Raw genomic sequence first — 24,963 nt, 5'->3', positions numbered from 1 at the left:
TGGATAGATAATGCAAGTTTGTCTTGAAAATTATCAATATTACTATATACCCTATGTATTGCCGCTTTACTGAATCTTGGTGATTTCTCCTGCCAGGTCGGAATTCATGCGGTGGCGGATTTCGGCTTGGTTCAGTCCGTGTCCCAGGAGGAACATAAGTTTGGTGACGGCACATTCGGGGGTACTGTCATAGCCGCTGATGACACCTGCCTGGAGAAGTTGCAGACCGGTTTCGTAACGTCCCATCTCGACGGCGCCACTTTGGCATTGGGTGATGTTGACGATGACAATGCCACGTTCGCTGGCTTCTTTCAGCTGGCGGATGAACCATTCTTTCTGGGGGGCATTGCCGGAACCGAAAGTCTTGAGGACAACGGCTTTCAGGCCGGGAACATGAAGCACGGAGTTGATAATGCTTTCCTGGATGCCGGGAAAGAGGGTGAGCACTACGACATTGGTGTCGAAAAGGTAGTGCGGCTTCATGGGGCGCGACGGGTCGGGGCGTCGGATGAGGTGCTCGTTATAGCGGATATGGATGCCTGCCTTTGCCAGTGGGGGATAGTTGAAGGAGCGGAAAGCGTTGAAATTCTCGGCATTGATTTTGGTGGTACGGTTGCCCCGCATCAGCTCGTTCTCGAAGAAGATGCACACTTCGGGGACGATAGGGGTACCGTCCGGATGCTTGGCGGCGGCTATTTCAATGGCGGTGATGAGGTTCTCTTTCCCGTCGGTGCGCAGGGTGCCGATGGGAAGCTGGGAACCGGTGAGGATGACCGGCTTGGAAAGGTTCTCGAGCATGAAACTGAGGGCGGAGGCTGTATAGGCCATGGTGTCGGTACCGTGCAGGATGACGAAGCCGTCGAAATTGTCGTAGTTGTAGTTGATGATTTTTACAATCTTTGCCCAGAGGGAAGGCTCCATGTCGGAAGAGTCGATCGGTGGGTCGAACTGATAGGAAGAGATGCGGTAGTTGAAGCGCTTCAGTTCGGGAACATGCTGTAGCAGTTGGTCGAAGTTGAAGTTCTCAAGCGCACCGGTCTCGGGATTTTCTATCATTCCGATAGTTCCGCCAGTGTAAATCAATAGTACGGAAGGGCAATCGACTTTCATGATATTCGTATTAGAGCTTTTTTCGGGCACAAAGATAGTGAAATATGAGATGGGGAGAAAATAAAAGAGACAAGTCTTTGCAGATTTTGTCTCTTTTATTATTTCATTGCGAAAAATATATTGTATGAAATTTGAATAAGCTCACTGTTTCAAATCTTCCTTCAACTGCCTGATAGCCTTTTCCGCATCTCCTTCCTTCTCGTTGAGCAGCGTGACGAAGCGGCTGCCGATGATGGCACCGGATGAGTGGGCGCAAGCGGCATCGAATGTCTGCTTGTTGCTGATGCCGAAGCCTACCATGCGTGGATTGCGCAGGTTCATATCCTCTATCTTCTTGAAGTAGGCTTGCTTCCGGGTGTCGAAGTCTTTCTGGGCACCGGTGGTAGCGGCACTGGACACCAGATAGATGAAGCCGTCGGTGTGGGCGTCTATTTCGCGGACGCGGGCTTCGCTGGTTTCGGGGGTAATGAGCATGATGACACGGATGTCATACTTCGAGGCGATGGCTTTGTAACTCTCTTCGTAATCGCGGAAAGGGAGGTCGGGAATGATGACGCCATCGATGCCGCATTCCACGCACTTCTGGCAGAAGGCTTCGAAGCCGAACTGCATGATGGGATTGAGGTACCCCATAAGGATGAGGGGGATGCGGACATCGCGACGGATGTCGCGCAATTGTTCGAAAAGCAGGCGGAGGGACATGCCGTTGTGCAGGGCGCGGGTGGCGGCGTTCTGAATGACAATGCCGTCGGCCATGGGGTCACTGAACGGAATTCCGATTTCAATCATGCTGACTCCGTTTCTTTCGAGGGCACGGATAACGTCGGCAGTACCGTCGAGGTTGGGACAGCCTGCACAAAAGTAAATGGACAGCAGATTCTTGGGGCTGTCCTGGAAAAGTTGGTTAATGCGGTTCAACATACTATTTCTATTTACTATTTTACAATTTACTATTTACTATTTGGCTGCGCAATATATGCTGCATGGTACGATTTACAATTTTACAATTTACTATTTACTATTTACCATGTACAATGTACAATTTGCCATGTGGCGTATATTGCGCAGCCAAATAGTAAATAGTAAATCGTCAAATCGTACCTCCCTTGAGTTCTTTCAGGAAGTTTGAGATGCGTTCCACATCCTTTATTCCCGGTGCCGTTTCGAAGCGGCTGTTGATGTCGATACCTGCGAAATAGGGATGGCGGAACTCCCGGAGGGCTTTTACGCTGTAGGGGTTGATGCCACCGCTGAGCAGGAACGGGGTGGGTCCGTTGTAGCGGTGCAGGAGGTTCCAGTCGAACTGGTTGCCGGAACCGCCGTACTGCGGGGTCTTGGTGTCGAAGAGGTAATAGTCGCACAGACCATTGTAGGCAGAAACGGAAAGCAGGTCCTTGGGCAGCAAGATGGAGAAAGCCTTGATGAGGTGCAGGCCTGCATTGCGCAGGGAACGGCAGTACTCGGGAGCCTCATTGCCATGCAGCTGGATGTAGTCCAGGCTGAAACGGTCGGTATACATCAGGATGTTTTCCTTACTTTCGTTGACAAAGACACCGACACGCTTGGCGCAGGCTGGCAGATACCCGGGCATCTGGCACAGACAACGGGGAGATTTTGGGTAGAAGATGAAACCAATCATATCTACACCTTGCAGTTCTACATTGCGGATGTTTTCTGCTTCGGTCATTCCGCATACTTTGATGAGAGGAGACATTTTATTTACGATTTACAATTTACGATTTACAATTTGGCTGCGCGATGTAACGCTGTATGAGAGACTTTTGTATTTACAATTATCAACTTTCAGCTTTCAATTATCAATTAAGAGACTGTCTTGGATGAACTCTTTCAGGGTTTCGCCCGGATTGGCTGTTTTCATGAAGGTTTCGCCGATGAGGAAACCGCGGAAGCCGGCGGCACGCAGGCGGCAGATGGTTTCGGGGTCGGAGATGCCGCTTTCGGAGACAAGGAGCGGGGATGCCGGTCCGTGGGTGGCTTCGCGCAGTTGCCGGGCTATCCGGAAGGAGTTCTCCACATCGGTGACGAAAGAGCCGAGGTTGCGGTTGTTGACACCCACCATGTCGACCTCCTTATTTATATAGGAGAGTTCCGAAGGGCTGTGGATTTCGAGCAATACCTCCAGCCCGAGTTCGTGGGCTTGGGCGGTGAGGGTGCTGCACTGCTCCGGACTGAGGCAGGAGGCAATGAGCAATACGGCATCGGCACCTACAATGCAGGCTTGCAGAAGCTGGTACTCGTCGATGATGAAGTCTTTGCGCAGGATGGGGATGCGGACGAGCGGACGGGCCGTGCGGATGTCGCGCAGCGTACCGCCGAAGAACCTCTCATCCGTCAGGATGGAGAGGGCGGCGGCGCCGGCGGCTTCGTAGGCGGCAGGTATTTCCTCTGCCCGGGCAGCCTCGTTTATCCAGCCTTTGGAGGGTGAACGGCGTTTGAACTCGGAGATGATTCCTGTAGAAGAAGCGGCAAGGGCCTGCTTCATGCTGCGGTGGTGGGCCGCATTCTCCCGGATGATGATTCCGGCCTGCTCCTGCAACTGTTCCAGAGAGACGGTTTGCTTTTGCAGTTCAATCTCTGTTTGCTTATGGGTGATGATTTCGGACAGTATATCTTTCATTGCTTCATTTATTAATCTCGATAAATTTTTTCAGTGTAGCTAGCGCCCGTCCGCTATCCAGTGATTCGCGTGCGATGGCGATGCACTCTTCAATCTCTTTCTGCGGCTCCATCACCTGGATGGCAAAGGCGGCGTTGACAATGACGCATTGCGTTTGTGCAGGTGTGGCATGCCCCGTAAGGATATTGTCGAAGATGCGGGCGGCATCTTCCTTGCATGCGCCGCCGAAGAGTTCTTCGGGACGGGCATCCTTGAAGCCGAGAGCCTGCGGACGGTAGATGCGCTCATAGTTGCGGGTCATCACCTTGAACTCGTCCGTCAGGGAGATTTCGTCGTAGCTGTCGAGGCTGTTGACCACGGCAAAGTCAATGCCGAGCTTATAGAATACGTTGGTGTATAGGCGCATCTGCGAGAGGTCTGCCACACCGAGCAGCTGGTATGCCGGACAGCATGGATTCACCAACGGGCCGAGCAGATTGAACAAGGTGCGCACTCCCAACGTCTTGCGTACGGGACCGACAAACTTCATCGCCGGATTGAAAAGCTGGGCATGAAGGTAGGCGATGTTGCACTCCTCCATGCTGCGTTTCAGCGTGTCGGGGTTGTTGGTGAAGCGTACGCCGTGCTGCTCGATGACATTGCTGGCTCCGCTCACGGAAGTGGCTCCGTAGTTGCCGTGCTTGGCAACCTTGTAGCCGGCTCCCGCCACCACGAAGCAAGCGCAGGTGGAGATGTTGAAGGTGTTCTTTCCGTCGCCGCCCGTACCTACAATGTCGATGGGGCGATAGGGGGCGAAGTCGATGGGAAGGCGTGTCTCCATCAGTGCTTCGCGGAAACCGATAAGCTCGTCCACAGTGATGCTCCGCATCTGGAAGGCAGTGAGCAAGGCTGCTATCTGCGCCTCAGGATACATTTCCTTGGTGATGTTGAGGAGGATTTGTTTGGTCTCCTCCGACGTAAGCTCTTCGTGATTGAAGAGACGGGTGAGTATTGCTTTCATCTTTTTATTTACGATTTGACGATTTACGATTTGACGATTGAATTTACTCTTTTTCTGAAGTGCCTCATTTGAAAAGCCAGTTTTTTACGATTGTTTTTCCGTCGGGTGTCAGTACCGATTCAGGATGGAACTGGATGCCGTGTATGTCATACTCCCGATGTTTCAGCGCCATGATTTGTCCTTCGGGGCTGATGGCGGTAATGGCCAGCGCTTCGGGAAAGTCCTTCGTATCCACTACCCAGGAGTGGTATCGTCCGACGGGAATCCTATTGGGTAAACCGCAGAAGATATAGTCTTCTTCGAGAGAAATACCTTCATAATCCTTTCCCCCCAATCCTTCATCACTAATCCCTAATCCTTCCTCCCTCGTCCCTAATCCCTCACTCCTAATCCTTATCTCCGTCTGTACCCCATGGAACACCTCTTCCAGATTGACCAGCTTTCCGCCAAACACTTGTCCTATGGCTTGTTCGCCCAGACAGACACCGAGTATGGGTTTCCGTCCGGCATAGGTGCGGATGACATCCAGCAGCAGTCCGGCTTCCTCGGGGACACCGGGGCCGGGTGAGAGGATGATTTTATCGTATGGCTCCAGTTCTTCGAGCCGGAATTTATCGTTGCGCAGCACATCCGTTTCTGCGCCAAGCTCTTTCACCAGATGGGCAAGGTTGTAGGTGAAGGAGTCGTAATTGTCTATGATAACTGTTTTCATCTTTTGTATTTACAATCTATTTTATTTACTATTTGACGATTTACGATGTACGATTGAAGTTACTTTATTTACGATGTACGATTTGGCTGCGCAATGTACGTCGCATGGCAAATCGTACATCGTAAATCGTCAAATCGTACATAAACTCACATTTTCTCTGCCATCTCAATCGCCTTTTTCAGTGCGCCGAGCTTGTTGTTCACCTCTTGCAGTTCGTACTCGTCGTTGCTCTTGGCCACGATGCCGCCGCCTGCCTGGAACCAGAGGACACCGTTGCGGCTGACAAAAGTACGAATCGTAATCGCCTGGTTCAGCGAGCCGTTCAGTCCGATGAAACCGATGCAGCCTCCGTAGGCTCCACGGTTGTGCGGTTCCAGCTGGCTGATGAGTTGCATGGCGCGTACCTTGGGGGCGCCGCTCAGGGTACCGGCAGGGAAGGTGTCGATGAAGGCCTTGACGGGGTCGGCCTCTTCGCGGAGCGTTCCGCTGACACGGCTGACGAGGTGGATGACATGGCTGTAATACTGCATCTCCTTATAGAAGTCCACCTTTACATCGTGGCAGTTGCGGGAGAGGTCGTTGCGGGCAAGGTCCACCAGCATCACGTGTTCGGCGTTCTCTTTGGGGTCGTCGTGCAGGTACCGGGCATTGAGGGCGTCCTGCTCTGCATCGCCGGTGCGCTTCGTGGTTCCGGCAATGGGGTCGATATAGGCATGGCGGCCTTCGATGCGGCAATGGGTTTCGGGAGACGAGCCGAAAATGCGGAAGCCCCCGAAGTCGAAATAGAACAGATAGGGAGAAGGGTTGATGCTGCGCAGGGCACGGTAGAGCTTGAAGTCATCGCCCGTGAAACGCTGCTCGAACCGGCGGGAGAGGACTATCTGGAAAACGTCGCCGCGCAGACAGTGGGCGATGCCGCGGCGGATATTCGCCTTGTGCTCCTCGTCCGTAAGTGGGGAGGTGGTGGGGCCGACGGCGCGGAAATCGTAGGCGGTGTAGTTGCGGTTATGGATGGCCTTCTGCACCTGGTCCAGTTCGCTGGTCTCGCCGGGAGCCAGCATCTCGAGGAGCAGCATCTCATTCTTGAAATCGTTGAAGACGATGAGGTACTTATATAATATGTACAGCATGTCCGGCGCATCGTTGGTAGCTTCGCGGCTGTCCTTCACGGGGATATTCTCGAAGTAGCGGACAGCATTGAAGGAGGTGTATCCGTAGAGTCCGCAGTAATTGCTGTATTCGCCCTCCACGCGGAAGCGGGCGCGGAAATCGTTCAAGGCATTCTCCACCCGGTATGTATCGGTTATGGGATGCTCTTCGCGGCTGTCGTCCGGCAGGCGGAAGATAACCGTGCCGTGGTCTATGCTGACACTTGCCAGCGGACACAGAGCGATGAACGAGCGGTTGTTCTCACTGCCATGATAGTCGGAACTCTCCATAAGTGCGCTCTGCGGAAAGATGTCGCGCACCTTCAGATACGTGCTCACCGGCGTATGCAAGTCACCGAGCATGGTGCGGCTGATTGTTTTATAATCATATTGTTTCATTGTATCTTGTATTTTATTTCATTGTATCTCGTATTTTCAAATAACTCATCACTTATAACTCATCACTCAAATACGTCTCTATATCCTTATCCCCCCGTCCCGACACCGTCAGCACCACCACGTCCGTCGGCTTGAACCTCATCTTCTCCAGCGCACCCAGTGCGTGGGCACTTTCCAATGCGGGGATGATGCCCTCGAGCCGGGTCAGTTCGTAGGCGGCGCGGATGGCTTCATCGTCGTTGACGGCGAGGACGATGGCACGTTTCTGCTTGGCAAGGTTGGCGTGCATGGGGCCGATGCCCGGATAGTCCAGTCCGGCAGAGATGGAATAGGGCTCTTCTATCTGTCCGTCCTCGTTCTGGATGACGTAGGTGCGCGAGCCGTGGATGATGCCCATCTTGCCGAGGGCGATGGTGGCGGCTGTCATTCCCGTTTCAATGCCTTTTCCGCCGGCTTCGGCGAGGACGATTTGCACGTGCGGGTCGTTGACGTAGTGATAGATGGTGCCGGCTGCATTGCTTCCTCCACCTACGCAGGCGATGAGGTAGTCGGGGCATTCGCGTCCCTCGTGTTCAAGGAGCTGCTTCCTGATTTCTTCGCTGATGACGGACTGCAGGCGTGCCACCATGTCGGGGTACGGATGCGGGCCGACGGTGGAACCTATCACGTAGTAGGTGTCCGAGGGATGACAGCACCAGTCGCGGATGGCTTCGTTGGTGGCGTCCTTCAACGTCATATTGCCACTGGTGACGGGAACGACGGTGGCGCCGAGCATCTTCATCTTCTCCACATTGACGCGCTGGCGCTCTACGTCGGTCTTACCCATGTAGACGATGCATTCCATGTTCATCAAGGCGCAGACGGTGGCTGTGGCCACACCGTGCTGTCCGGCTCCGGTTTCGGCGATGATGCGGCGCTTGCCCATGCGGCGTGCCAGCAACACCTGCCCGATGCTGTTGTTGATTTTGTGGGCACCGGTGTGGTTCAGGTCTTCACGCTTGAGGTAAATCCGGCAACCGTACTTCTCGGACAAGCGGTGTGCCAAGTAGAGTGGGGAAGGGCGTCCCACGTAGTCGCGCAGCAACTGGTCGTATTCACGCTTGAAGTCCTCACTTTGCAGCACCTTGAGGTAGGTGTTCTGCAACTCTTCTACACATTTGTGGAGGATTTCGGGAACGTATGCCCCGCCGAACTCTCCGTAATAACCTTCTTTGTCAACTAAGAAATTCATCATGTTATTTACTATTTGACGATTTACTATTTACTATTTCAGAAATCAAAACGCATTATTGCTTAAACGAAAAAAGCCCCGTCGCTTGGTGCGACAGGGCTCTTTTTGTTTTTTACTATATATTACATATATACATACGAGCGCTGCTCCCTTACGACTGTCGGAGTTGTAACGGGTGCCACCACCAATATGTATTTACTAACATTGTTTTCATTGACTTTTTTTGTTTTATCGAGGGCAAAGACAGTGCAAACCGAATGTATAATAAAATGAACTTGTTCATTTTTTATGCTGAGGTGCAGCCTGTCTTCGTTTTCGCGACAAATATAAGCACTTTGTTTTAACTGCCAAAATAAATATGACTTTTTTTCTGGATAAGAACATTTTTCTTGAAATATTGTTCTTATAAGTGTAGTAAAAACGAATATTCATTCAAAAAAAGAAAGGAACAAACTATGAATAGAAAACATTTAGTTGCCATAGGCGTAGTTATTGCTGTACTGTTGTTATTATACTGGCTCTTTGTGGCCGAAGATATGAATGCCTGGCTGAATGTAAACTGATTTTTCGGGATTTTCGTGTGGAGTTATTCGGATAAAGATGTATCTTCGCAAAAAAACATAGACTCATGAAAGGATTAAGTTATTCATTTTTGCGTGCTATATGTGCGCTGGTTATCGGTTTGGTGCTGGTGATGTTTCCCGACCAGGCCGGTGATTACTTGGTGATTACGATAGGCGTCATCTTTCTGGTGCCTTCGCTTGTCAGCATCATAGGCTACTTTGCACAGAGCACGGAGATGCGCCGCCGCTTCCCTATCGAGGGGGTGGGCAGCCTGCTGTTTGGCTTGTGGCTGATTATCATGCCCGGTTTCTTTGCCGATTTGCTGACATTTGTATTGGGATTTATCCTGGTGATGGGAGGAGTGCAACAGATTGCCCCGCTTTCCGCTGCCCGTCGCTGGATGCCGGTGCCGTATGGCTTTTATGCGGTGCCTGTATTGATTCTGATTGCCGGACTGGTGGCGCTGTTTAATCCTACGGGAGTACGTTCCACGGCATTTATCATTATCGGTATCAGCAGTCTGGTCTATGCGGCTTCGGAACTGCTGAACTGGTTCAAGTTTACGCGTCGCCGTCCCAAAGCACCGGGTACAAAGGACTCCTCTTCAAGAGAAATCAATAACATTGAAGATGCTGAAATCGTAGAATAAAAAACAGACCATGCGTTGGTTGTAAACAGATGGTCTGTTTGCCCTGAACGCATGGTCTGTTTGCATTGAATAGATGGCCTGTTTCAATCAAGCGGACCATCTGTTCTTTTTATTCTTGCAGCCACTTGTTTATCAGTGAAATGGCTTCTTGCTTTTGAACGTCGGGCAGTGTGCCGATGCGTGCCCGATGGCTTCCGCCGGGCTCTACGAATACATGGATGTTCTTCTTCCCTTTCAGCCAGGTCACTCCGGCAGCCGTCCACGGGTCGTTCTGTCCGTAGATGAATATCATTTTCGGGTCATTCTCTTTCAGGAACTTCGTGATTTTCTTGCTTAGGGTCTTGTCGAAGGGCATGTCTTTCAGCTCTTCGGGGAGCATGAGGCGGTGCAGGTAATCCTTGCTCGATTGGATGGAAAGATACTTCTTGAAAGGCTTCGTATCGTAGCCGTAATAGCCCAGCTCGCGGGCGGCCTGCACGAAGAATGAGGCTGTGGGACTGTCGGCAATGAAGTAGTCGGGATTACTGATGTCGAGCAGATGGGCAAATATCTCATCGTCCGAGGCCGTGGTGGCAGGGATGCTGCTGACGGGAGTTCCCCACTGCCAAAGGGCAAAAGAATACTCCAGCACGCAATAGTCGTATATCTCTTCAACGGGCGCACGGAACTTGAGTCCTTTTTCATTGCAATATTTCTCAAAGCGGGGGAGCAGTGCGGCTTTCCGTTTCAACACTTCCAACTGGAAGTCCTCAATCCGTTTGCGGTCCTCCGGAGTAGACACTTTCCTGAGGAAAGGCTCGTGGCGTCCGTCTTCCGCCCCGTAGCAGAGCGGAGCTACATAAGGCACGGAAATATCCACGTCGTCCGGATAGAACGTGCGGTAGAGCAGGGTAGTCTGTCCGCCCTTGCTGATGCCGGTCGCAATCCATTTGCCGGGATAGATGCTTTTAAAGGCGTTGCGGACGGCGTGCAGGTCGTCGGCAGAATTCTCGGCGGTGAGGTATTGCCAGTCTTTAGGCTCAGGGGTGGATTCCAGGAAATAACGGTATTCCACAAAAATCATGTTGGCATCGAGCAACTCGGAAAGTTCCTCGCGATACTTGGGATTGAGGGCATAGGCGGCTCCATAGCCTTCGGTTACAATCACCGTGGGACGGTCGAAGCCGACGTGGGAGACAATCACACGCTGGCGGAAACTGCCCTTTTCGGGACGACGGTGGTCCAACGGCTGGGTAAAATAGGTTACATACTTCTCGGAGAACCGGGTGGACTCCAACGGACGGGTTTCCGTAATGGCGGAAATCCGACCCAGTTTTTGCTGCAGATCGGTTTGTGCCGGGGCAGCAGCCGAAACGAACAGCAAGGCAAACAGCAGGAACGCTGCATAGCAGTTACGTAAATTCTTCATGATGACAGGATTGTTTTATCTGACGGGCAAAGATAGGTTATTTCCCGCTTACCGCCAACAGTTGGCATGGACGAAAAAAGAGAGAGAACTGCCTCGCGGCACCTCTCCCCCCTGCAAACTTAAAACAACCAACAAAAGAATGAGATAGGGATTAAGGATTCATCCTTCATCCTTCATTTTTCATCTTATAAACAGTAACTCGCGATATTTGGGCAACGTCCACATCTGATTGTCGACGATGAGTTCCAGCTTGTCGATGTGGTAACGGATTTCCTCCATCATCGGTACGATGTTGTCGTGGTAGGCGATGGCTTTTTCACGTTCACTCTCAATTTTGTTGGCCACTTTGCGCGCCTCAATCATGGCATCCACATGCTCCTTGATGAAGGCGGTACGGTCGGCAATCTCTTCGATGAGTTCCAGATTCTTGGCAGACAGTTTTGCAGCCTTCTCTGCGGGGAACAGGTCTTTCATCTTGTAGACGTTGTCCACCAAATCGGTCTGATATTGGGTGGCTACGGGGATGATGTGGTTCATGGCCAAATCTCCGAGCACGCGGGCTTCAATCTGTATTTTCTTGGTATACATTTCCCATTTCACCTCGTTGCGGGCTTCCAGTTCCTTCTTCGTCATAACACCGATGGACTCGAACATCCGGATGCTCTCCGGTTTCAGGTAGTTGTCGAAAATGACGGGAACACTTGTCTCGCAGTCCAGACCGCGGCGGGCTGCTTCGGCTTTCCATTCGTCGCTGTAACCGTTGCCGTCAAAGTGGATGGGTTTGCAGACTTTGATGTACCGGCGGATGACTTCGAGGATGGCGGAGATTTTCGGCTCACCCTTTTCAATCAGTTCGTTCACATCTTTCTTGAATTCCACCAACTGCTCGGCAAGGGCGGAGTTCAGCGCAATCATGGCACTGGCGCAGTTGGCCTCGGAACCCACGGCGCGGAACTCGAAGCGGTTGCCGGTGAAGGCGAACGGGCTGGTGCGGTTGCGGTCGGTATTGTCTATCATCAGTTCCGGAATCTGCGGGATGTCCAGCTTCATGCCTTGCTTGCCGCTGAGGCTGACGAGGTCGTCCTTAGTGCTCTCTTCGATGTGTTCCAGCACCTGGCTCAACTGCTTGCCCAGGAAGGAAGAGATGATGGCCGGAGGCGCTTCGTTGGCACCCAGCCGGTGGGCGTTCGTCGCACTGGAGATGGAGGCTTTCAGCAATCCGTTGTGACGGTATACGGCCATCAGCGTATTCACTACGAAGGTGATGAAACGCAGGTTCTCTTCGGGCAGTTTGCCGGGTGCGTGGAGCAGGATACCGGTATCCGTACCCAGCGACCAGTTATTATGCTTGCCGCTACCGTTGACACCCTTGAAGGGCTTTTCGTGCAGCAGTACGCGGAAACCGTGGTTACGTGCCACTTTACGCATCAAGGCCATGATGAGCATGTTGTGGTCTACCGCCAGGTTGCATTCCTCGAAGACGGGAGCCAGCTCGAACTGGTTGGGAGCCACTTCGTTGTGACGGGTCTTGACGGGGATGCCGAGTTTCAGCGCTTCGATTTCCAGTTCCTTCATGAAAGCGGCCACACGGCTGGGGATGGCCCCGAAGTAATGGTCTTCCAACTGCTGGTTTTTGGCGCTGTCATGGCCCATCAGCGTGCGTCCGGTCATCAGCAGGTCGGGACGTGCGGCGTACAACCCTTCGTCAACCAGAAAATATTCCTGCTCCCAGCCCAGATAGGCAACCACTTTCTTTACTTCCGGATTGAAATAGTGGCATACGTCGACGGCAGCCTTGTCTACGGCACGCAGGGCTTTCAGCAACGGTGCCTTGTAGTCCAGAGACTCACCGGTATAGGCGATGAAAATAGTCGGGATGCAGAGCGTGTCGTCTACGATGAATGCCGGGGAGGAGGGGTCCCATGCCGAGTAGCCACGTGCCTCGAACGTATTGCGGATACCGCCGTTCGGGAAACTGGATGCGTCCGGTTCCTGCTGCACGAGCAGTTTGCCGGTGAATTCCTCCATTACCCCGCCTTTGCCGTCGTGTTCCACAAAAGCATCGTGCTTTTCGGCAGTACCTTCGGTCAGCGGATGAAACCAGTGCGTATAGTGGGTCGCCCCCATTTCAACCGCCCATTTCTTCATACCTGCGGCAACCTCGTCGGCTATGCTGCGGTCCAGCGGAGCTCCGTTGTCAATCACATCCGTCAGTTTGGCATACACCTTGCTCGGCAGATAGCGGAACATCTTCTCCTTGTTGAATACATACTTGGCAAAATACTCTGACGGACGTTCCGCCGGGACTGCCACTGCAACGGGTTTCTTCTTGAACGCCGTCTCTACTACTCTGAATCTCAATTTTGACATAATACCTTAGAGTTGTAATTGTTGGTTTAATAAAATATAAAATCATTATGCACCGTAGGCAGACTCGCCGTGTTCGTAAATGTCGAGTCCTTCTTCCTCCACACGTTTGGAAACGCGGAGGCCGTGGATTTTGTCGAGTCCTTTGAAGATGATGAATCCCATGCCTGCTGCCCATGCGCCTACTACGAGTGCACCGAATACCTGCGCTCCGAGAAAGCTCCAGCCTGCACCGTAAAACAGTCCCTCACTGGTGGAAAACAGTCCGGTGAGGATGGTTCCCGTGAAACCGCAGACGCCGTGTACGGAACTGGCCCCTACGGGGTCGTCAATTTTCAGTGTCCGGTCGATGAATTCCACCGAATAAATCATCAGGATGCCGCAGATGGTGCCGATGATTACCGCCCCGAAGGGAGAAACCATGTCACAACCGGCCGTGATGCCTACCAATCCGGCCAGAATGCCATTCAGTGTCAGAGACAAGGAGGGTTTGCCATATTTCATCCAGCTTACCGCCAATGCAAAGAAACCGCCTGCGCAGGCTGCCAGATTGGTGGTGAGGAATACATGCGAGATGGCCCTTGCATCGTCCGTAGTGGCTGCTGCCAACTGTGAACCGGGGTTGAAGCCGAACCATCCGAACCAAAGGATGAATACACCCAGTGCCGCAATCGTGAGGTTATGTCCCGGAATGGCTCTTGACTTGCCGTCTTTGCCGTATTTCCCGATGCGCGGGCCGAGGATGGCCGCACCTACCAGGGCAATCCAGCCGCCTACGGAGTGGACGATGGTGGAACCTGCGAAGTCATGGAAAGTTGTTCCGAATGTTTCCATCATGAAGGAACCTGCCTCACCGTTCATCAGCCAGCCGCCGCCCCAAGTCCAGTGACCGGAAACGGGATAAATCAGCACACTGATGAAGATGGTGTAAACCAGGTACATGGAGAATTTGGTACGTTCTGCCATAGCGCCGGACACGATGGTGGCAGCCGTTGCGCAGAATACAGTCTGGAATACCAGGAAACCTTCCGTGGGAAGCCCGCCTCCGTCGTAGAACGAGAGGTCGAAGAAATGGGGCATTCCTATGAATCCGCCTGCACCGAACATCAGTCCGAAACCGATGAACCAGTAGAGCAGGCTGCCAAACATGAAGTCAACGAAGTTCTTCATCAGGATATTGGCCGTATTTTTTACTCTGGTGAAACCGGCTTCGACCAGTGCAAAGCCCGGCTGCATGAAGAATACCAGCATGGCGGCAAGCAGCATCCATACGGTGTTCAGTCCGTTGGTCAGTTCACTTAAAATAAGTTTATCCATAATTTCTTGTTGCTTTTAGTTGTATTGTATTTTCTTGGTTGTGGTTTGTAGCTGCCCGTTATCTTTCTTGTTCGGCATTGTAGAGTGCGATGTCGCCTCTCTCTGCAGTACGTATGCGTATGGCATCCTCAATGGGGATGACGAAGATACGTCCGTCGCCGATTTCACCGGTTTGTGCAGATTTGATGATGGCTTGTACGGTCTTTTCCGCATTCTTGTCGCGCACCACGATGGAGATAAGGATGCGCTCGATGGAACTGGTGTCGTACATGACACCACGGTAGATACGGGCTTGCCTGGATTTCCCGATGCCCCGTACATCATAATAGGAGAACCATTCGATGTCCGCTTCGAGCAGCGCGTCCTTCACGTCCTCGAACTTGGTCTTTCGGATAATAGCTTCAATCTTTTTCATACCTTAAATAATTTACGATTAGACAATTTACGATTTACCGTTCGGTGTGTGTAAATCATAGGTTTTTCATCTTAGAAACTTAGTCCGACTACGAAATAGGCACCTTCAGACCTTGGATTCCAGGTTGCTTTGGCAAACAACGGGAGGGAGAAGGAATCGGTGATTTTGATGTCTTTTGATACTCCCAGGCTGACGTCGCATACGGCAAATCCGTTGGCTCCATAGAAGTCCGTGGCCCAAGGGGTAGCGCCTATCTCGGCCGTCCAGTCCAGACCGCCCAGTGTGAAGGGGGCTGCCACGGAGATGTAGGATGAATAAGCACGGTCACCGTCTTTGTCAACACCGTCGTCGCCTGCAAAGTTGGTATACCAGTTTATGGCTACGGGGCCGAAATCATAGCCGATTTGCGCTTCGAACAGATGTGAGTTGGCAGCATTGTGTGCACCGTACTGGAAGTATTTGGCTGTCACCCCATCTCCGGTCACATTGTACCAGTAGTCCGTCACCGATACGCTGAAGCCTCCGGTTGAATATCCCAGTATGAGGTCGAACTCTTTCGTGTCCGAACTCTCGATGCCTACGGAGCCCCAAGCTCCCAGAGAGAAACCTTTGTAGGCGATGGATGCGCTCGGCTGGAGGCTTACCCCTCCCAAATCCTGGCCACGCCACACGTAACCGCTTACGAGGTCGACGCTTACCGATGCTTCCACTTTATCCTGAGCCTTTGCTGTGAAAGGCATTGCCATTGATAATAGCGCCATTGCCATTATTACCCATTTTACACTTCTTGTTTTCATACCTTTTTACCTTTAAGTTTAGAAAAATTCCGGATGATCAGTCCGACTCGATTATAGCAAGTACCTCGCTAATTCAATTGTTTTTTTATTTCAGCCACTTCCGGATGCGCTTCATGGCTTCCACGCAGTCTTCGTGCTTGCCGAAGGCCGTTAGCCGGATATATCCTTCACCGCTGGGGCCGAAACCTACACCCGGTGTGCCCACTACATTGGCTTCGTACAGCATCTGTTCGAAGAACCGCCAGGAGCTTGTTCCGTCGGGTGTTTTCAGCCAGATGTAAGGAGCGTTCACACCACCGTAGACTTTCAGCCCGGCCGTTTCAAGGCCCTGCTTCATGGTCCGGGCATTGTCCATATAATAATCTATCGTTTCCTTTATCTGCCGCTGTCCCTCCGGTGTGTAGATGGCTTCCGCCGCCCGCTGGGTGATGTAGCTGGTACCGTTGAACTTGGTAGATTGGCGGCGGTTCCAGAGCTTGTTCAGCGGGATGCGTTCGCCTTCCAGCGTGGCGGCAGTGAGTTCTTTCGGCACAACGGTGTAGCCACAGCGTACTCCCGTGAATCCGGCAGTCTTCGAGAAGCTGCGGAACTCGATGGCGCATTTCTTCGCTCCCTTTATCTCATAGATGGAGTGGGGTACGTCATCTTCGCGGATGAAGGCTTCGTAGGCGGCATCGAACAGAATCAGCGTGTCGTTGGCGAGCGCATAGTCCACCCATTTCTTCAGCTCGGGCTTGGTCAGGGTGGTGCCCGTGGGGTTGTTGGGGTAGCAGAGGTAGACGATGTCGATGCGCTTGTCCGGAATCTCCGGGATGAAGTCGTTTTCGGCGGTACAAGGCATGTAGGTGACGTTGCTCCACTGGCCGTTTTCCTCTAGTACTCCGGCACGTCCGCACATCACGTTACTGTCTATATAGACCGGATAAATCGGGTCGGTCACTCCCACGCTGTTGTCGTGGCGGAGAATGTCGCCGATGTTTCCCGTGTCGCTCTTTGCTCCGTCGTTCACGAAGATTTCCGTAGGACCGAAATGGATGCCTCGCGGAAGGTAATCGTGCTTGATGATGGCTTCTATCAGGAAGTCGTATCCCTGCTCGGGACCATATCCACGGAATGTCCGTGCGTCAGCCATCTCCTCCACTGCCTTGTGCATCGCTTCGATGCAGACCGGTGGCAGTGGCCGGGTAACGTCTCCGATACCCAGACGGATGACCTCTTGCTTGGGATGTGTTATCCTGAAAGTATTTACCTTCTTGGCTATGTCTGAAAACAGATAACTACCCGGTAGCTTTAAAAAATGTTCGTTTACTAATGCCATAATCTTTTCTTGGTTGATAGTTGGTGATTAGTCAATTAATTCAATTTTGCCGTCGAATACTTTGGTGGCTTCTCCCGTCATCAGTACATGCCTGGTGGCGATGTCCCATCGGATGGTGAGTGAGCCTCCGTCCATGATGATGATGGATTCCCTTCCTGCGCGTCCGGTGAGGAAGGCTGCCACGGCGGTGGCACAAGCTCCGGTTCCGCAGGCTTGGGTGATGCCCGAGCCTCGTTCCCAGACACGCATCCTTATTTTTCCTTCTCCCAATATCTGGGCAAATTCCACATTGATGCGTCCGGGGAAGAGAGGGTGATTCTCCAGTTTGGGACCGATGACTGTAAGGTCGATGGCTTCAATATCATTGACAAAGATTACCAGATGTGGGTTTCCCATGGATACGGTGGTCCCTACATATCGTTCTCCGTCCACTTCGATGGGCTGTTCTTTCATCGGTTTGGCTCCTTTGCCGTCGTAGTCTGCCGGTTCGTCGGCAGGTATGCCCATGTCTACGGTTACAGAGTTGACCTTTCCGTCTGCCAAGTGCAGGTTTAGCATCCTTATACCTGACAGTGTATCGAGTGCGATTTCTGTTTTGGAGGTCAGTCCGTAGTCAAAAAGATATTTTCCGATGCAGCGGCTTGCATTGCCGCACATCCGGGCCTCCGAGCCGTCGGCATTGAATATCCGCATGCTGAAATCGGCCTTGTCCGAAGAACCGATAAGTACCAGACCGTCACTTCCAATTCCCGTATGCGGTGCACTCCATGCCCTCGCAAGTTCTTCCGGATGGCTGATAGGATATTGGGTCGTATCTACATAAATGTAGTCGTTTCCGGCACCGTGCATCTTGGTGAATTTTATAGCTCTTGTCATTTTGTCCTTTATCGGTTGGTTAATATATCCTTTTGTTTTATTTCGATGCAAATATACGACGTTTTGTTTTATAATTAACTGTAAAGCATATCTATTTTCTATTATTTTTTAGCGAAACTTTCATTCAATGAGAATATCTACTGTCAGGCTTTCAATTTAAAAGCATATGGCTTTGTTTTTATATAAATTGTAATCCATGTGAAAGTTTAGTTTGATTCAAAATAAGAAAAAAGATTTTTCATAGGACTAATTGCTATCTTTTTGAAAACAATAAACCGCTCCATTGCGGACATAATGAAGCGGTTTGTTTGGTTTTTGTTTCTAAATGTATAAGGAGCAGCTATTTTTTCTTTAAAATTTCTTCCAGCACTACCGGCTCATTGGTTGTGATGAAATCTACTCCTTGGCTGATGAGCCATTCCATGTCTTTGGCTTCGTTTACGGTCCAGGCGTTTACTTTCATGCCGAGGTCGTGGCATTCCTTTATCCATTCAGGATGTTTTTGGAAGACACTGAAGTGATAGTCGGGACCGGCACAACCCCATGCTTTCAACTCCTTGGGGGTAAGGTCACCGGTCAGGTAGTAGACGGGGGTGCCTTTGGGTGCCAGACGGATAAACTCCTTGGTGGCATGTTGGGAGAAGGTGATATATTCCGTACGGTCCTCCAGTCCTTTGTCCTTTATCATTTTTACGATACCCTCTACGGCTCGTGTTTCCTGTTCGGGAGTCTTGTGGGCTTTCAGCTCGAGGATAAGGCGGGTTTTCAGGCTTTTTGCCTTGTCCAGATACTGTTGCAGGGTAGGGAGTTGTTCGCCGTTGTCCAGTTGTACGGCGGTGCATACCTTGGCTGTGGCATCTTGCATAGTTACGCCTTTAAAGGTGGCGTCATGATTGACAACCAGCTGATTGTCTGTGGTGAGCCAAACGTCGAACTCGGAACCGTAGCAGTGGATAGAATCAGCCTTTACAAGTGCGGCAAGGGAGTTCTGAGCCGAACCGTCCGTAGTCCAGAAACCACGGTGGGCAATGACTTCCTGGGCCTGGATAGTGCCGCATGCAGCAAAGAGCAGGGCAGAAGCAAAAAATAGTTTTTTCAGATTCATAATGATTAGGGTGTTTTGTTTTGAACACAAAGATAAGTATTATATTTCTTTTATTAAATCTAACCCCTGAGTAATTTCAGTATGTACTTTCCGGGCATCACGATGCGGGCTTTCAGTTGGGGTGAGCTGTTCAACTCATATAGGATTTTCCAGATTTTCCCTCCCAGTTTTCCAAAATCTGTCAGTCTCAGGATGGCATTCAAATCGTGGATGTCGGTTACTTTCTGCCTTGCCAGCTCTTCCATCAGGCCTTGGTAATTATGCGTCTGTCTGTTGAGCGTGTACTCCGGTGGAGTCAGAAGAATCTCCTCCTTCCTTCTTCCCGTCTCCCCTTGGGGAGATAGAGAGGGGTTTTCTTTATTCTCTTTATTTAGTTTATTTGCTAAAGCGCTGCTTGTTTTGGCATCCCTGATTCTCTGCTGGTTAACCAGTCCACCGCGACGTCCGGCCTCCTTTTTAGCTTCTTGTTGGGCGTCCCATGGCTCCATGCGGCGGCTTAGTCCGGGGGATGAGAAGCTTGTCTCGTTCACCTCGAACAGCGCATAGTCATAGATGATTCGCTTCAGTGTGGCGGTTGTCACCCTTGCTTTTTGTGCCAGTATGGGAATCACTTTCAGGCTGGCTTTATATTCATTCTGCAATCTGAGGAATTCGAGCACTGTCCAGTAAATGCCATATCCTTTCATACCTTCTTCTTGTATCATAATCATTAATTTTAGGTTGCTGCCGGCATTGGCATCATGTAGTAAATAAGCCTCCATAGCTTTTGATATTGATGTTTTTTGTTAGTTTACTATCGGTCTCCACTCCATAAAATTCTCAATCAGAAAAGTCCGCCAGCCTTGTTGTTCCGCGTCCCAATAGGCTACGTGAGCTTTAATGCTTGTCATGTCATGTTTCTTTTTGAAGTCGCTTTCGTAGGAAACAAGGGTTCCTCTTCCCATGTAGAAGCTGCCGTCCTGCTTTCGGTAGGCTATCAATGCATATCCGTATCGCATGTATTCCAATAGGGAATTTATGCGTTGTGCCATCCATTGTACAGACTCCATGCTCAATGTCGTGTTTTCCGTAATCCGTTTTTCCCATAGCTTTTTTGTTTTTTCTGTTTTGGATACAAATTTCTCCTCAAATTCAGTTTTTTCTTTTCCCATTTTTTATGTTTTTAGGGTTAGTAAATGTATGATAATCAGCAATGAAAAAGGGCTACTCCTTTCAGTACGGATGGCTACGCCCTTGCCTTGTTGAGGCTACACCATCCGACGAGAAAGGTGTAGCCCTTCTGTCCGGTTGCTGACGGCGGCAAAATTACTGCCTTTCCGGGTGCTGAACTATCAGTGATTTATCCTTACATCATATCCGTATGGGTCAATCAGTGTGGTGTCTTCTCGTTTTATGATGGCCCATACCTTCTCCAATTCGGTAATTATCGTGCTGTAAGTCAAAGGCTTTTGCTCTCCTCTGGTTCTCTTTGTGAAGTTTTCGGATGCTACGAGCAGTTTGGCTATATCCGTTATTTTTCTAATTTTTGTGCCTTCAAAATAGCCTGATTTAAAGGCTCTTAAGTAACCTACATAAACATGGGTCTGGTCTCCGTAGTAAACCCGTTCTGACAATAGCTTTTCATCCACTATGGAACTGTGTTCTTTTACTTTTGTTGCTCTTAGTTTCTGTGTATCAGATTGATACGACATGCTTCTCTGTTCGTTACTGTTGAGATGCTTCTTTTTTTGAGTTCTTTCATTTGTGTAATTCTTTGTTCGTTTAACTGTTTTTTATTCTGGTTAAAAAATGCGAAAGTATAAAAAGTGAGGGAGAAATAAGGGAATTTTGGAGGGAAATGTGAAGGGCGAGTTGTAAATAGTTGATATATAAGATGATATGCTGTTTAAAAAACGTACGTTTAATGAACGCAAAGATAGAGACGTTTTTTGTAATGGCAAAATGTTTGATAGAAAAATGTTCCTAATAATAAATAATGATAAGTATATTGCATTGAATTTCAGTAGTATATGCAACATATGTAATCAGTTAAAATCTTCTTATTTTTAGCTTCTTGAATATGTCTTGTATAAGTCCGAAATAGGTGTTTTTTAAACGTACGATTAAAAAACGCTTTTTTGTTTCTAATACGTTCGTTTATAGTCTCTTACCAAAAGGTAATGAACAACCGCAGAGAATCTGTTGACAAGAAGGGCATAGTGCTTGTCAAACTTCCCATAAAATGCTCGCAAGTAATTGAACTACAGTTCTGTAATAGTAGTTCAAAGCCCCCAAGGAATACCTTTTTCTAAGTAAAATTAACAAGAATAGAAATGGATAAAGAGACCGAAGTTTGGTTTGCCATGCGTGCCACATACCGCAGGGAGCTTGAAGCTATGCATCTTCTCGAAAAGGCAAATCTTGGCTGTTTCATTCCCATGCAATATAAGATAAGTATCCGTAGGGGCAGGAAAGTCCGTGCTTTGGTTCCTGTCATCCGTAATCTGGTTTTTGTCCACGCACGTCCTTCCGAAGTGCAGCGATTTAAGTCTCAAATTACTTATTTGCAATATATCACCGATACCCGTAGCGGTCAGAAAATAGTCATTCCCGACCATGATATGCAACGTTTTATAGCCGTCGCCGGTACCTATAATGACCATCTTCTCTATTTCCAACCCGAAGAGCTGAATCTCTCCAAAGGTACGAAAGTCCGTATCACCGGTGGCGACTTCGAGGGTCAAGAAGGTGTTTTTCTAAAAGTAAAAGGTGCCCGTGATCGTCGTGTAGTGATTGCTATACAAGGTATCATTGCCGTTGCCATGGCGACTATCCATCCGGATCTCATCGAAGTAATCCGCTAGTCTTTAATTGTTAATTTATAATTTTTAATTAATCATGTCTCTTTTAGAAGAAGCACTCCTCCTTCAGCGTGCTGCGCACGATCTGATGTATTTGGGTATGGACGGGAGTCCTATCTATAGTGATGACTTGTCCCGTCGTAACAGCGAAGTCTATCGCTTGACCACAACTTTGTATAATTCCAGTATCTGGGGCACTACGGTGGAGGAGCAGGCAAATGTCTGTCTTGCTCTCTTGAAAGGGTATAGTGCCTCGTTCATTGACCATGGTGAAAAGCTACAACATGTGCAGGAGGTATTGAAGCGCTGTTGGGATATTCTGGATATTCTTCCTGCTTCATTACTAAAGCTTCGTCTGCTTACTGCTTGCTATGGTGAGGTGTTTGATGAGGCTTTGGTGGATGAAGCTCGTTCCATCATTGCTTCTTGGAGTGTTGCATCACTGACTGCCGAGCAGCAGGAAGCAGTTGATGAGTTTCAGAATGTGGTGGATAATCCTTATCCATGGGAGGAAATGGAATAAAAATGTATAAATAGGATTTCTCTTTGAAGAAAAAACGTATATTTGCATATAGCTTCTAAAAAAGAGAAATAAGATGGAACAGATGCGTAAACTGCCGATTGGTATACAGACTTTTGAAAAGCTGCGTGAAGAAAATTATCTTTATGTAGACAAAACAGCAATGGTCTATAAGATAGCATCCAATTCCACTCCCTATTTTTTGAGCCGTCCTCGCCGTTTCGGTAAGAGTTTGCTTATATCTACCTTCGAAGCTTACTTTCAAGGACGTAAAGATTTGTTTCACGGACTTGCCATCGAAAAACTGGAAACCCGGTGGGAGGAATATCCTGTATTGCATCTGGACTTGAATGCCCGTAAATATGAAACAGCCGGAGATTTGGTAGCCATGCTTAATCAATATCTGGAAAAGTGGGAATTGAAATATGGTGCGGAAAAGCAGGAGCGTAGTCCCGAAGAGCGCTTTGCCTATGTGATAGAGCAGGCGTATGCCCAGACGGGTAAGCAAGTGGTAGTGTTGATTGATGAATATGATAAGCCTTTGCTTCAAGCTCTTTCGGATGAAAAGCTAACGGAAGAATATCGTCGGATATTGAAAGCCTTTTATGGGGTACTGAAAAGTGCCGACCGTTATCTCCGCTTTGTTTTTTTGACGGGTGTGACGAAGTTTGCGCAGATTAGCGTGTTCAGTGATTTAAATCAGTTGCAGGACATCAGTACATGGCCCGACTATTCTTCTTTATGTGGTATTACTAAGGAAGAACTGCTCACAACGTTTACTCCGGAGATAGAACGTTTGGGTGTTTCCAATGGAATGGACTTTGATACAACTTTGGAGCAGATGACCAAGCTGTATGACGGTTATCATTTTTACCCCCATTGTGAAGGGGTTTTTAATCCTTTCAGTGTGTTGAATGCATGCAAGTCGAAGATTTTGGATAATTTCTGGTTTCAGACCGGTACTCCTACCTATTTGGTAAATTTATTGAAAGAGAGTGATTATGATTTGCGCCTTCTGATTGAGGGAGTTGAAGTGACGGCTTCCGCCTTTTTTGAGTATCGTGCGGAAGTAAAGAATCCGCTTCCCATGATTTATCAGAGTGGTTATCTGACCATCAAAGACTACGATAGGGATGTTTTATTGTACACTTTGGGTTTTCCCAATGATGAGGTACGCTATGGTTTCTTGAATTTCTTGGTTCCTTATTATACAGGAGTGACTGATGATGAAACCGGTTTCCACATAGCCAAGTTTATGCGTGAACTCCGTTCCGGTGATGTGGATGCATTCATGGAACGCCTGCAAGTATTCTTTGCAGGCATTCCCTACGAACTGAGCAACAATACCGAACGCCACTATCAGGCCATCTTTTATGTCGTCTTCACTTTGCTGGGTCAATTCGTACAGGCGGAAGTGCGCAGTGCGCGTGGTCGTGCCGATGCCGTGGTGCAGACAAAAGATGCCGTTTACGTCTTTGAGTTCAAGCTGAACGGCAGTGCCGAAGATGCCTTGAAGCAAATTGATGAGAGAGGTTATCTGATTCCTTATGTGCTGGATGGCAGGCGGCTGGTGAAAGTGGGGGTGAACTTCAGCAGGGAGACACGGAATGTGGAGAGGTATATTGTGGAATAACTCTTTAGCACTCATGCCTCGGCAAACTTCCTTTCCTATGAACGATAGGAATCCAAACTAATAATACTTAAAACTCAAGTCCTTTTTTGATATTCTTTATGTAAGCAGTCAAAAAATGGCTATTGATTGCTTTCCTTGCGGAAAAATGTTTTGAGATGGTTCATTATGCAGAACCGGGTAAAAAGCCCGGGTGGGGTTATTTCCCTTCTGAAAGCCATCCGGAGGTAGTAACCAATTTTGAAGGCACTAGAGCCACTCCTGAATTTCTGCAGGCTATTGCCTATGAAGTTTATGTGAAGAATGTGACTTTCGGTCTTCTTCGTCAATAGCTGACAGATATGGGCATGACCGTTTCTAAAAACACATTGTGCAACTGGCTTAAGAAAGGCAAGAAATACCTGGATGAATTGGTCTGTGTATTGAAGTCCATAGCTTTGGAAAAAGACTCGATTGTGAATTGCGATGAGACCTGGTGTAAAGTGCGTAAATATGATCACTATAAGAAGTGCTACATTTGGGTGCTGGTCAACAAGGCTCAGAAAACAGCCATTTTCTTCTATGAGAATGGCTCGCGCGGTCGTGATGTACTTACAGACTTTTTGGGTGATGCAGAATTGAAGAGTATTATGTCCGACGGATACAATGCTTATGTATTTATCGGCAATGAGTTGAAATCAGCCCGGTTTAAATATGGTAGTGATGCCGGTGCTGGGATGGCTGCAACTTATCACAGTATGATAGGAACGGTAAAGCTTCATGGCAGTTCTGTCTGGAACTTCATCGGAACTTTTTTCAAAAAAATCTTTAACGGATGCCGGGATTATGTTAACATGGTTCCTGACAAAATCACTTTGGCTACAAGCCAATGTTAATTTCAAAACTAATTAATTAACAAAACTCGATTTAGGGCACAGAA

At 49.3% G+C, this 24,963-nt stretch carries 23 protein-coding genes and 1 pseudogene; 5 read left to right on the top strand and 19 right to left on the bottom strand.

Annotated features, from left to right (window positions below; translation table 11 throughout):
• Positions 1-66: 66 nt before the first annotated feature.
• The 8 genes from ansA to trpB form a co-directional block, all read right to left on the bottom strand.
• Positions 67-1,110: an asparaginase gene (ansA, locus tag DW096_RS03315; RefSeq protein WP_118931153.1), complete on the bottom strand. Its 1,044-nt coding sequence runs from the start codon at positions 1,108-1,110 to the stop codon at positions 67-69.
• Between the two features lie 141 nt (positions 1,111-1,251).
• A complete protein-coding gene (gene trpA, locus DW096_RS03310) occupies positions 1,252-2,031 on the bottom strand; it encodes a tryptophan synthase subunit alpha (protein ID WP_008664364.1) in 780 nt (259 codons plus the stop codon).
• Between the two features lie 169 nt (positions 2,032-2,200).
• Positions 2,201-2,824, bottom strand: coding sequence for a phosphoribosylanthranilate isomerase (locus DW096_RS03305; protein ID WP_016273894.1), 624 nt, complete (start codon positions 2,822-2,824; stop codon positions 2,201-2,203).
• 96 nt (positions 2,825-2,920) lie between these two features.
• A complete protein-coding gene (gene trpC / locus DW096_RS03300) occupies positions 2,921-3,748 on the bottom strand; it encodes an indole-3-glycerol phosphate synthase TrpC (RefSeq protein ID WP_117866884.1) in 828 nt (275 codons plus the stop codon).
• 4 nt (positions 3,749-3,752) lie between these two features.
• On the bottom strand, positions 3,753-4,748 hold the full coding sequence (gene trpD, locus DW096_RS03295; protein WP_005837316.1) for an anthranilate phosphoribosyltransferase: 996 nt from the start codon (positions 4,746-4,748) through the stop codon (positions 3,753-3,755).
• Positions 4,749-4,812: 64 nt separating this feature from the next.
• The gene (locus DW096_RS03290) at positions 4,813-5,460 is read right to left on the bottom strand and encodes an aminodeoxychorismate/anthranilate synthase component II (RefSeq protein ID WP_009038313.1); all 648 of its coding nucleotides are present in this window, start codon (positions 5,458-5,460) and stop codon (positions 4,813-4,815) included.
• Between the two features lie 146 nt (positions 5,461-5,606).
• Complete coding sequence (locus DW096_RS03285; protein ID WP_120028678.1) at positions 5,607-7,007, bottom strand: anthranilate synthase component I family protein; 1,401 nt, start codon at positions 7,005-7,007, stop codon at positions 5,607-5,609.
• 52 nt (positions 7,008-7,059) lie between these two features.
• A complete protein-coding gene (gene trpB / locus DW096_RS03280; protein ID WP_171029006.1) occupies positions 7,060-8,238 on the bottom strand; it encodes a tryptophan synthase subunit beta in 1,179 nt (392 codons plus the stop codon).
• 628 nt (positions 8,239-8,866) lie between these two features.
• On the opposite strand from trpB, the gene DW096_RS03270 reads away from it, so the two are divergent.
• The gene (locus DW096_RS03270; RefSeq protein WP_120028677.1) at positions 8,867-9,451 is read left to right on the top strand and encodes an HdeD family acid-resistance protein; all 585 of its coding nucleotides are present in this window, start codon (positions 8,867-8,869) and stop codon (positions 9,449-9,451) included.
• Between the two features lie 109 nt (positions 9,452-9,560).
• Here DW096_RS03270 and DW096_RS03265 read toward each other — a convergent pair whose 3' ends face one another.
• The 11 genes from DW096_RS03265 to DW096_RS03215 form a co-directional block, all read right to left on the bottom strand.
• Positions 9,561-10,859 (bottom strand): S28 family serine protease, encoded by a 1,299-nt coding sequence (locus tag DW096_RS03265; protein WP_120028676.1) that lies wholly within the window; start codon positions 10,857-10,859, stop codon positions 9,561-9,563.
• Between the two features lie 180 nt (positions 10,860-11,039).
• Positions 11,040-13,229 carry a glutamine synthetase III gene (locus tag DW096_RS03260; RefSeq protein WP_120028675.1) on the bottom strand — a complete coding sequence of 730 codons (2,190 nt, stop codon included), beginning with the start codon at positions 13,227-13,229 and terminating at the stop codon, positions 11,040-11,042.
• 45 nt (positions 13,230-13,274) lie between these two features.
• Complete coding sequence (locus DW096_RS03255; protein ID WP_005837308.1) at positions 13,275-14,543, bottom strand: ammonium transporter; 1,269 nt, start codon at positions 14,541-14,543, stop codon at positions 13,275-13,277.
• Positions 14,544-14,601: 58 nt separating this feature from the next.
• Positions 14,602-14,958: a P-II family nitrogen regulator gene (locus tag DW096_RS03250; protein ID WP_005827548.1), complete on the bottom strand. Its 357-nt coding sequence runs from the start codon at positions 14,956-14,958 to the stop codon at positions 14,602-14,604.
• A gap of 71 nt (positions 14,959-15,029) precedes the next feature.
• A complete protein-coding gene (locus tag DW096_RS03245) occupies positions 15,030-15,755 on the bottom strand; it encodes a hypothetical protein (protein WP_120028674.1) in 726 nt (241 codons plus the stop codon).
• An 85-nt stretch (positions 15,756-15,840) separates the two neighbouring features.
• The gene (locus tag DW096_RS03240) at positions 15,841-17,073 is read right to left on the bottom strand and encodes an LL-diaminopimelate aminotransferase (RefSeq protein ID WP_005837305.1); all 1,233 of its coding nucleotides are present in this window, start codon (positions 17,071-17,073) and stop codon (positions 15,841-15,843) included.
• A gap of 27 nt (positions 17,074-17,100) precedes the next feature.
• Positions 17,101-17,949, bottom strand: coding sequence for a diaminopimelate epimerase (gene dapF / locus DW096_RS03235; protein ID WP_005827555.1), 849 nt, complete (start codon positions 17,947-17,949; stop codon positions 17,101-17,103).
• A 340-nt stretch (positions 17,950-18,289) separates the two neighbouring features.
• Positions 18,290-19,054: a glycerophosphodiester phosphodiesterase family protein gene (locus DW096_RS03230; protein WP_005837303.1), complete on the bottom strand. Its 765-nt coding sequence runs from the start codon at positions 19,052-19,054 to the stop codon at positions 18,290-18,292.
• Between the two features lie 59 nt (positions 19,055-19,113).
• Positions 19,114-19,815 carry a Lin1244/Lin1753 domain-containing protein gene (locus DW096_RS03225; RefSeq protein WP_005827562.1) on the bottom strand — a complete coding sequence of 234 codons (702 nt, stop codon included), beginning with the start codon at positions 19,813-19,815 and terminating at the stop codon, positions 19,114-19,116.
• Positions 19,816-19,839: 24 nt separating this feature from the next.
• On the bottom strand, positions 19,840-20,205 hold the full coding sequence (locus DW096_RS03220) for an SH3 beta-barrel fold-containing protein (RefSeq protein ID WP_009038322.1): 366 nt from the start codon (positions 20,203-20,205) through the stop codon (positions 19,840-19,842).
• A 180-nt stretch (positions 20,206-20,385) separates the two neighbouring features.
• Entirely contained in the window at positions 20,386-20,745 is a 360-nt protein-coding gene (locus tag DW096_RS03215) for a hypothetical protein (protein ID WP_098032238.1), read from the bottom strand.
• A 615-nt stretch (positions 20,746-21,360) separates the two neighbouring features.
• On the opposite strand from DW096_RS03215, the gene DW096_RS03210 reads away from it, so the two are divergent.
• The 4 genes and pseudogenes from DW096_RS03210 to DW096_RS03195 form a co-directional block, all read left to right on the top strand.
• Positions 21,361-21,897, top strand: a complete 537-nt coding sequence (locus tag DW096_RS03210; protein ID WP_057254150.1) for a UpxY family transcription antiterminator — start codon at positions 21,361-21,363, stop codon at positions 21,895-21,897.
• A gap of 34 nt (positions 21,898-21,931) precedes the next feature.
• The gene (locus DW096_RS03205) at positions 21,932-22,417 is read left to right on the top strand and encodes a UpxZ family transcription anti-terminator antagonist (protein WP_057254148.1); all 486 of its coding nucleotides are present in this window, start codon (positions 21,932-21,934) and stop codon (positions 22,415-22,417) included.
• 73 nt (positions 22,418-22,490) lie between these two features.
• Positions 22,491-24,047, top strand: a complete 1,557-nt coding sequence (locus DW096_RS03200) for an ATP-binding protein (RefSeq protein ID WP_120028673.1) — start codon at positions 22,491-22,493, stop codon at positions 24,045-24,047.
• 131 nt (positions 24,048-24,178) lie between these two features.
• Positions 24,179-24,919 (top strand): annotated as a pseudogene (locus DW096_RS03195) (transposase); the annotation flags it as partial.
• Positions 24,920-24,963: the final 44 nt, after the last annotated feature.

This window comes from Bacteroides sp. AM07-18 (genome assembly GCF_003602695.1).
GTDB lineage: Bacteria > Bacteroidota > Bacteroidia > Bacteroidales > Bacteroidaceae > Bacteroides > Bacteroides uniformis.
The sequence above is the reverse complement of the archived record's forward strand: the minus strand, read 5'-3'. Positions and strand labels throughout refer to the sequence as shown.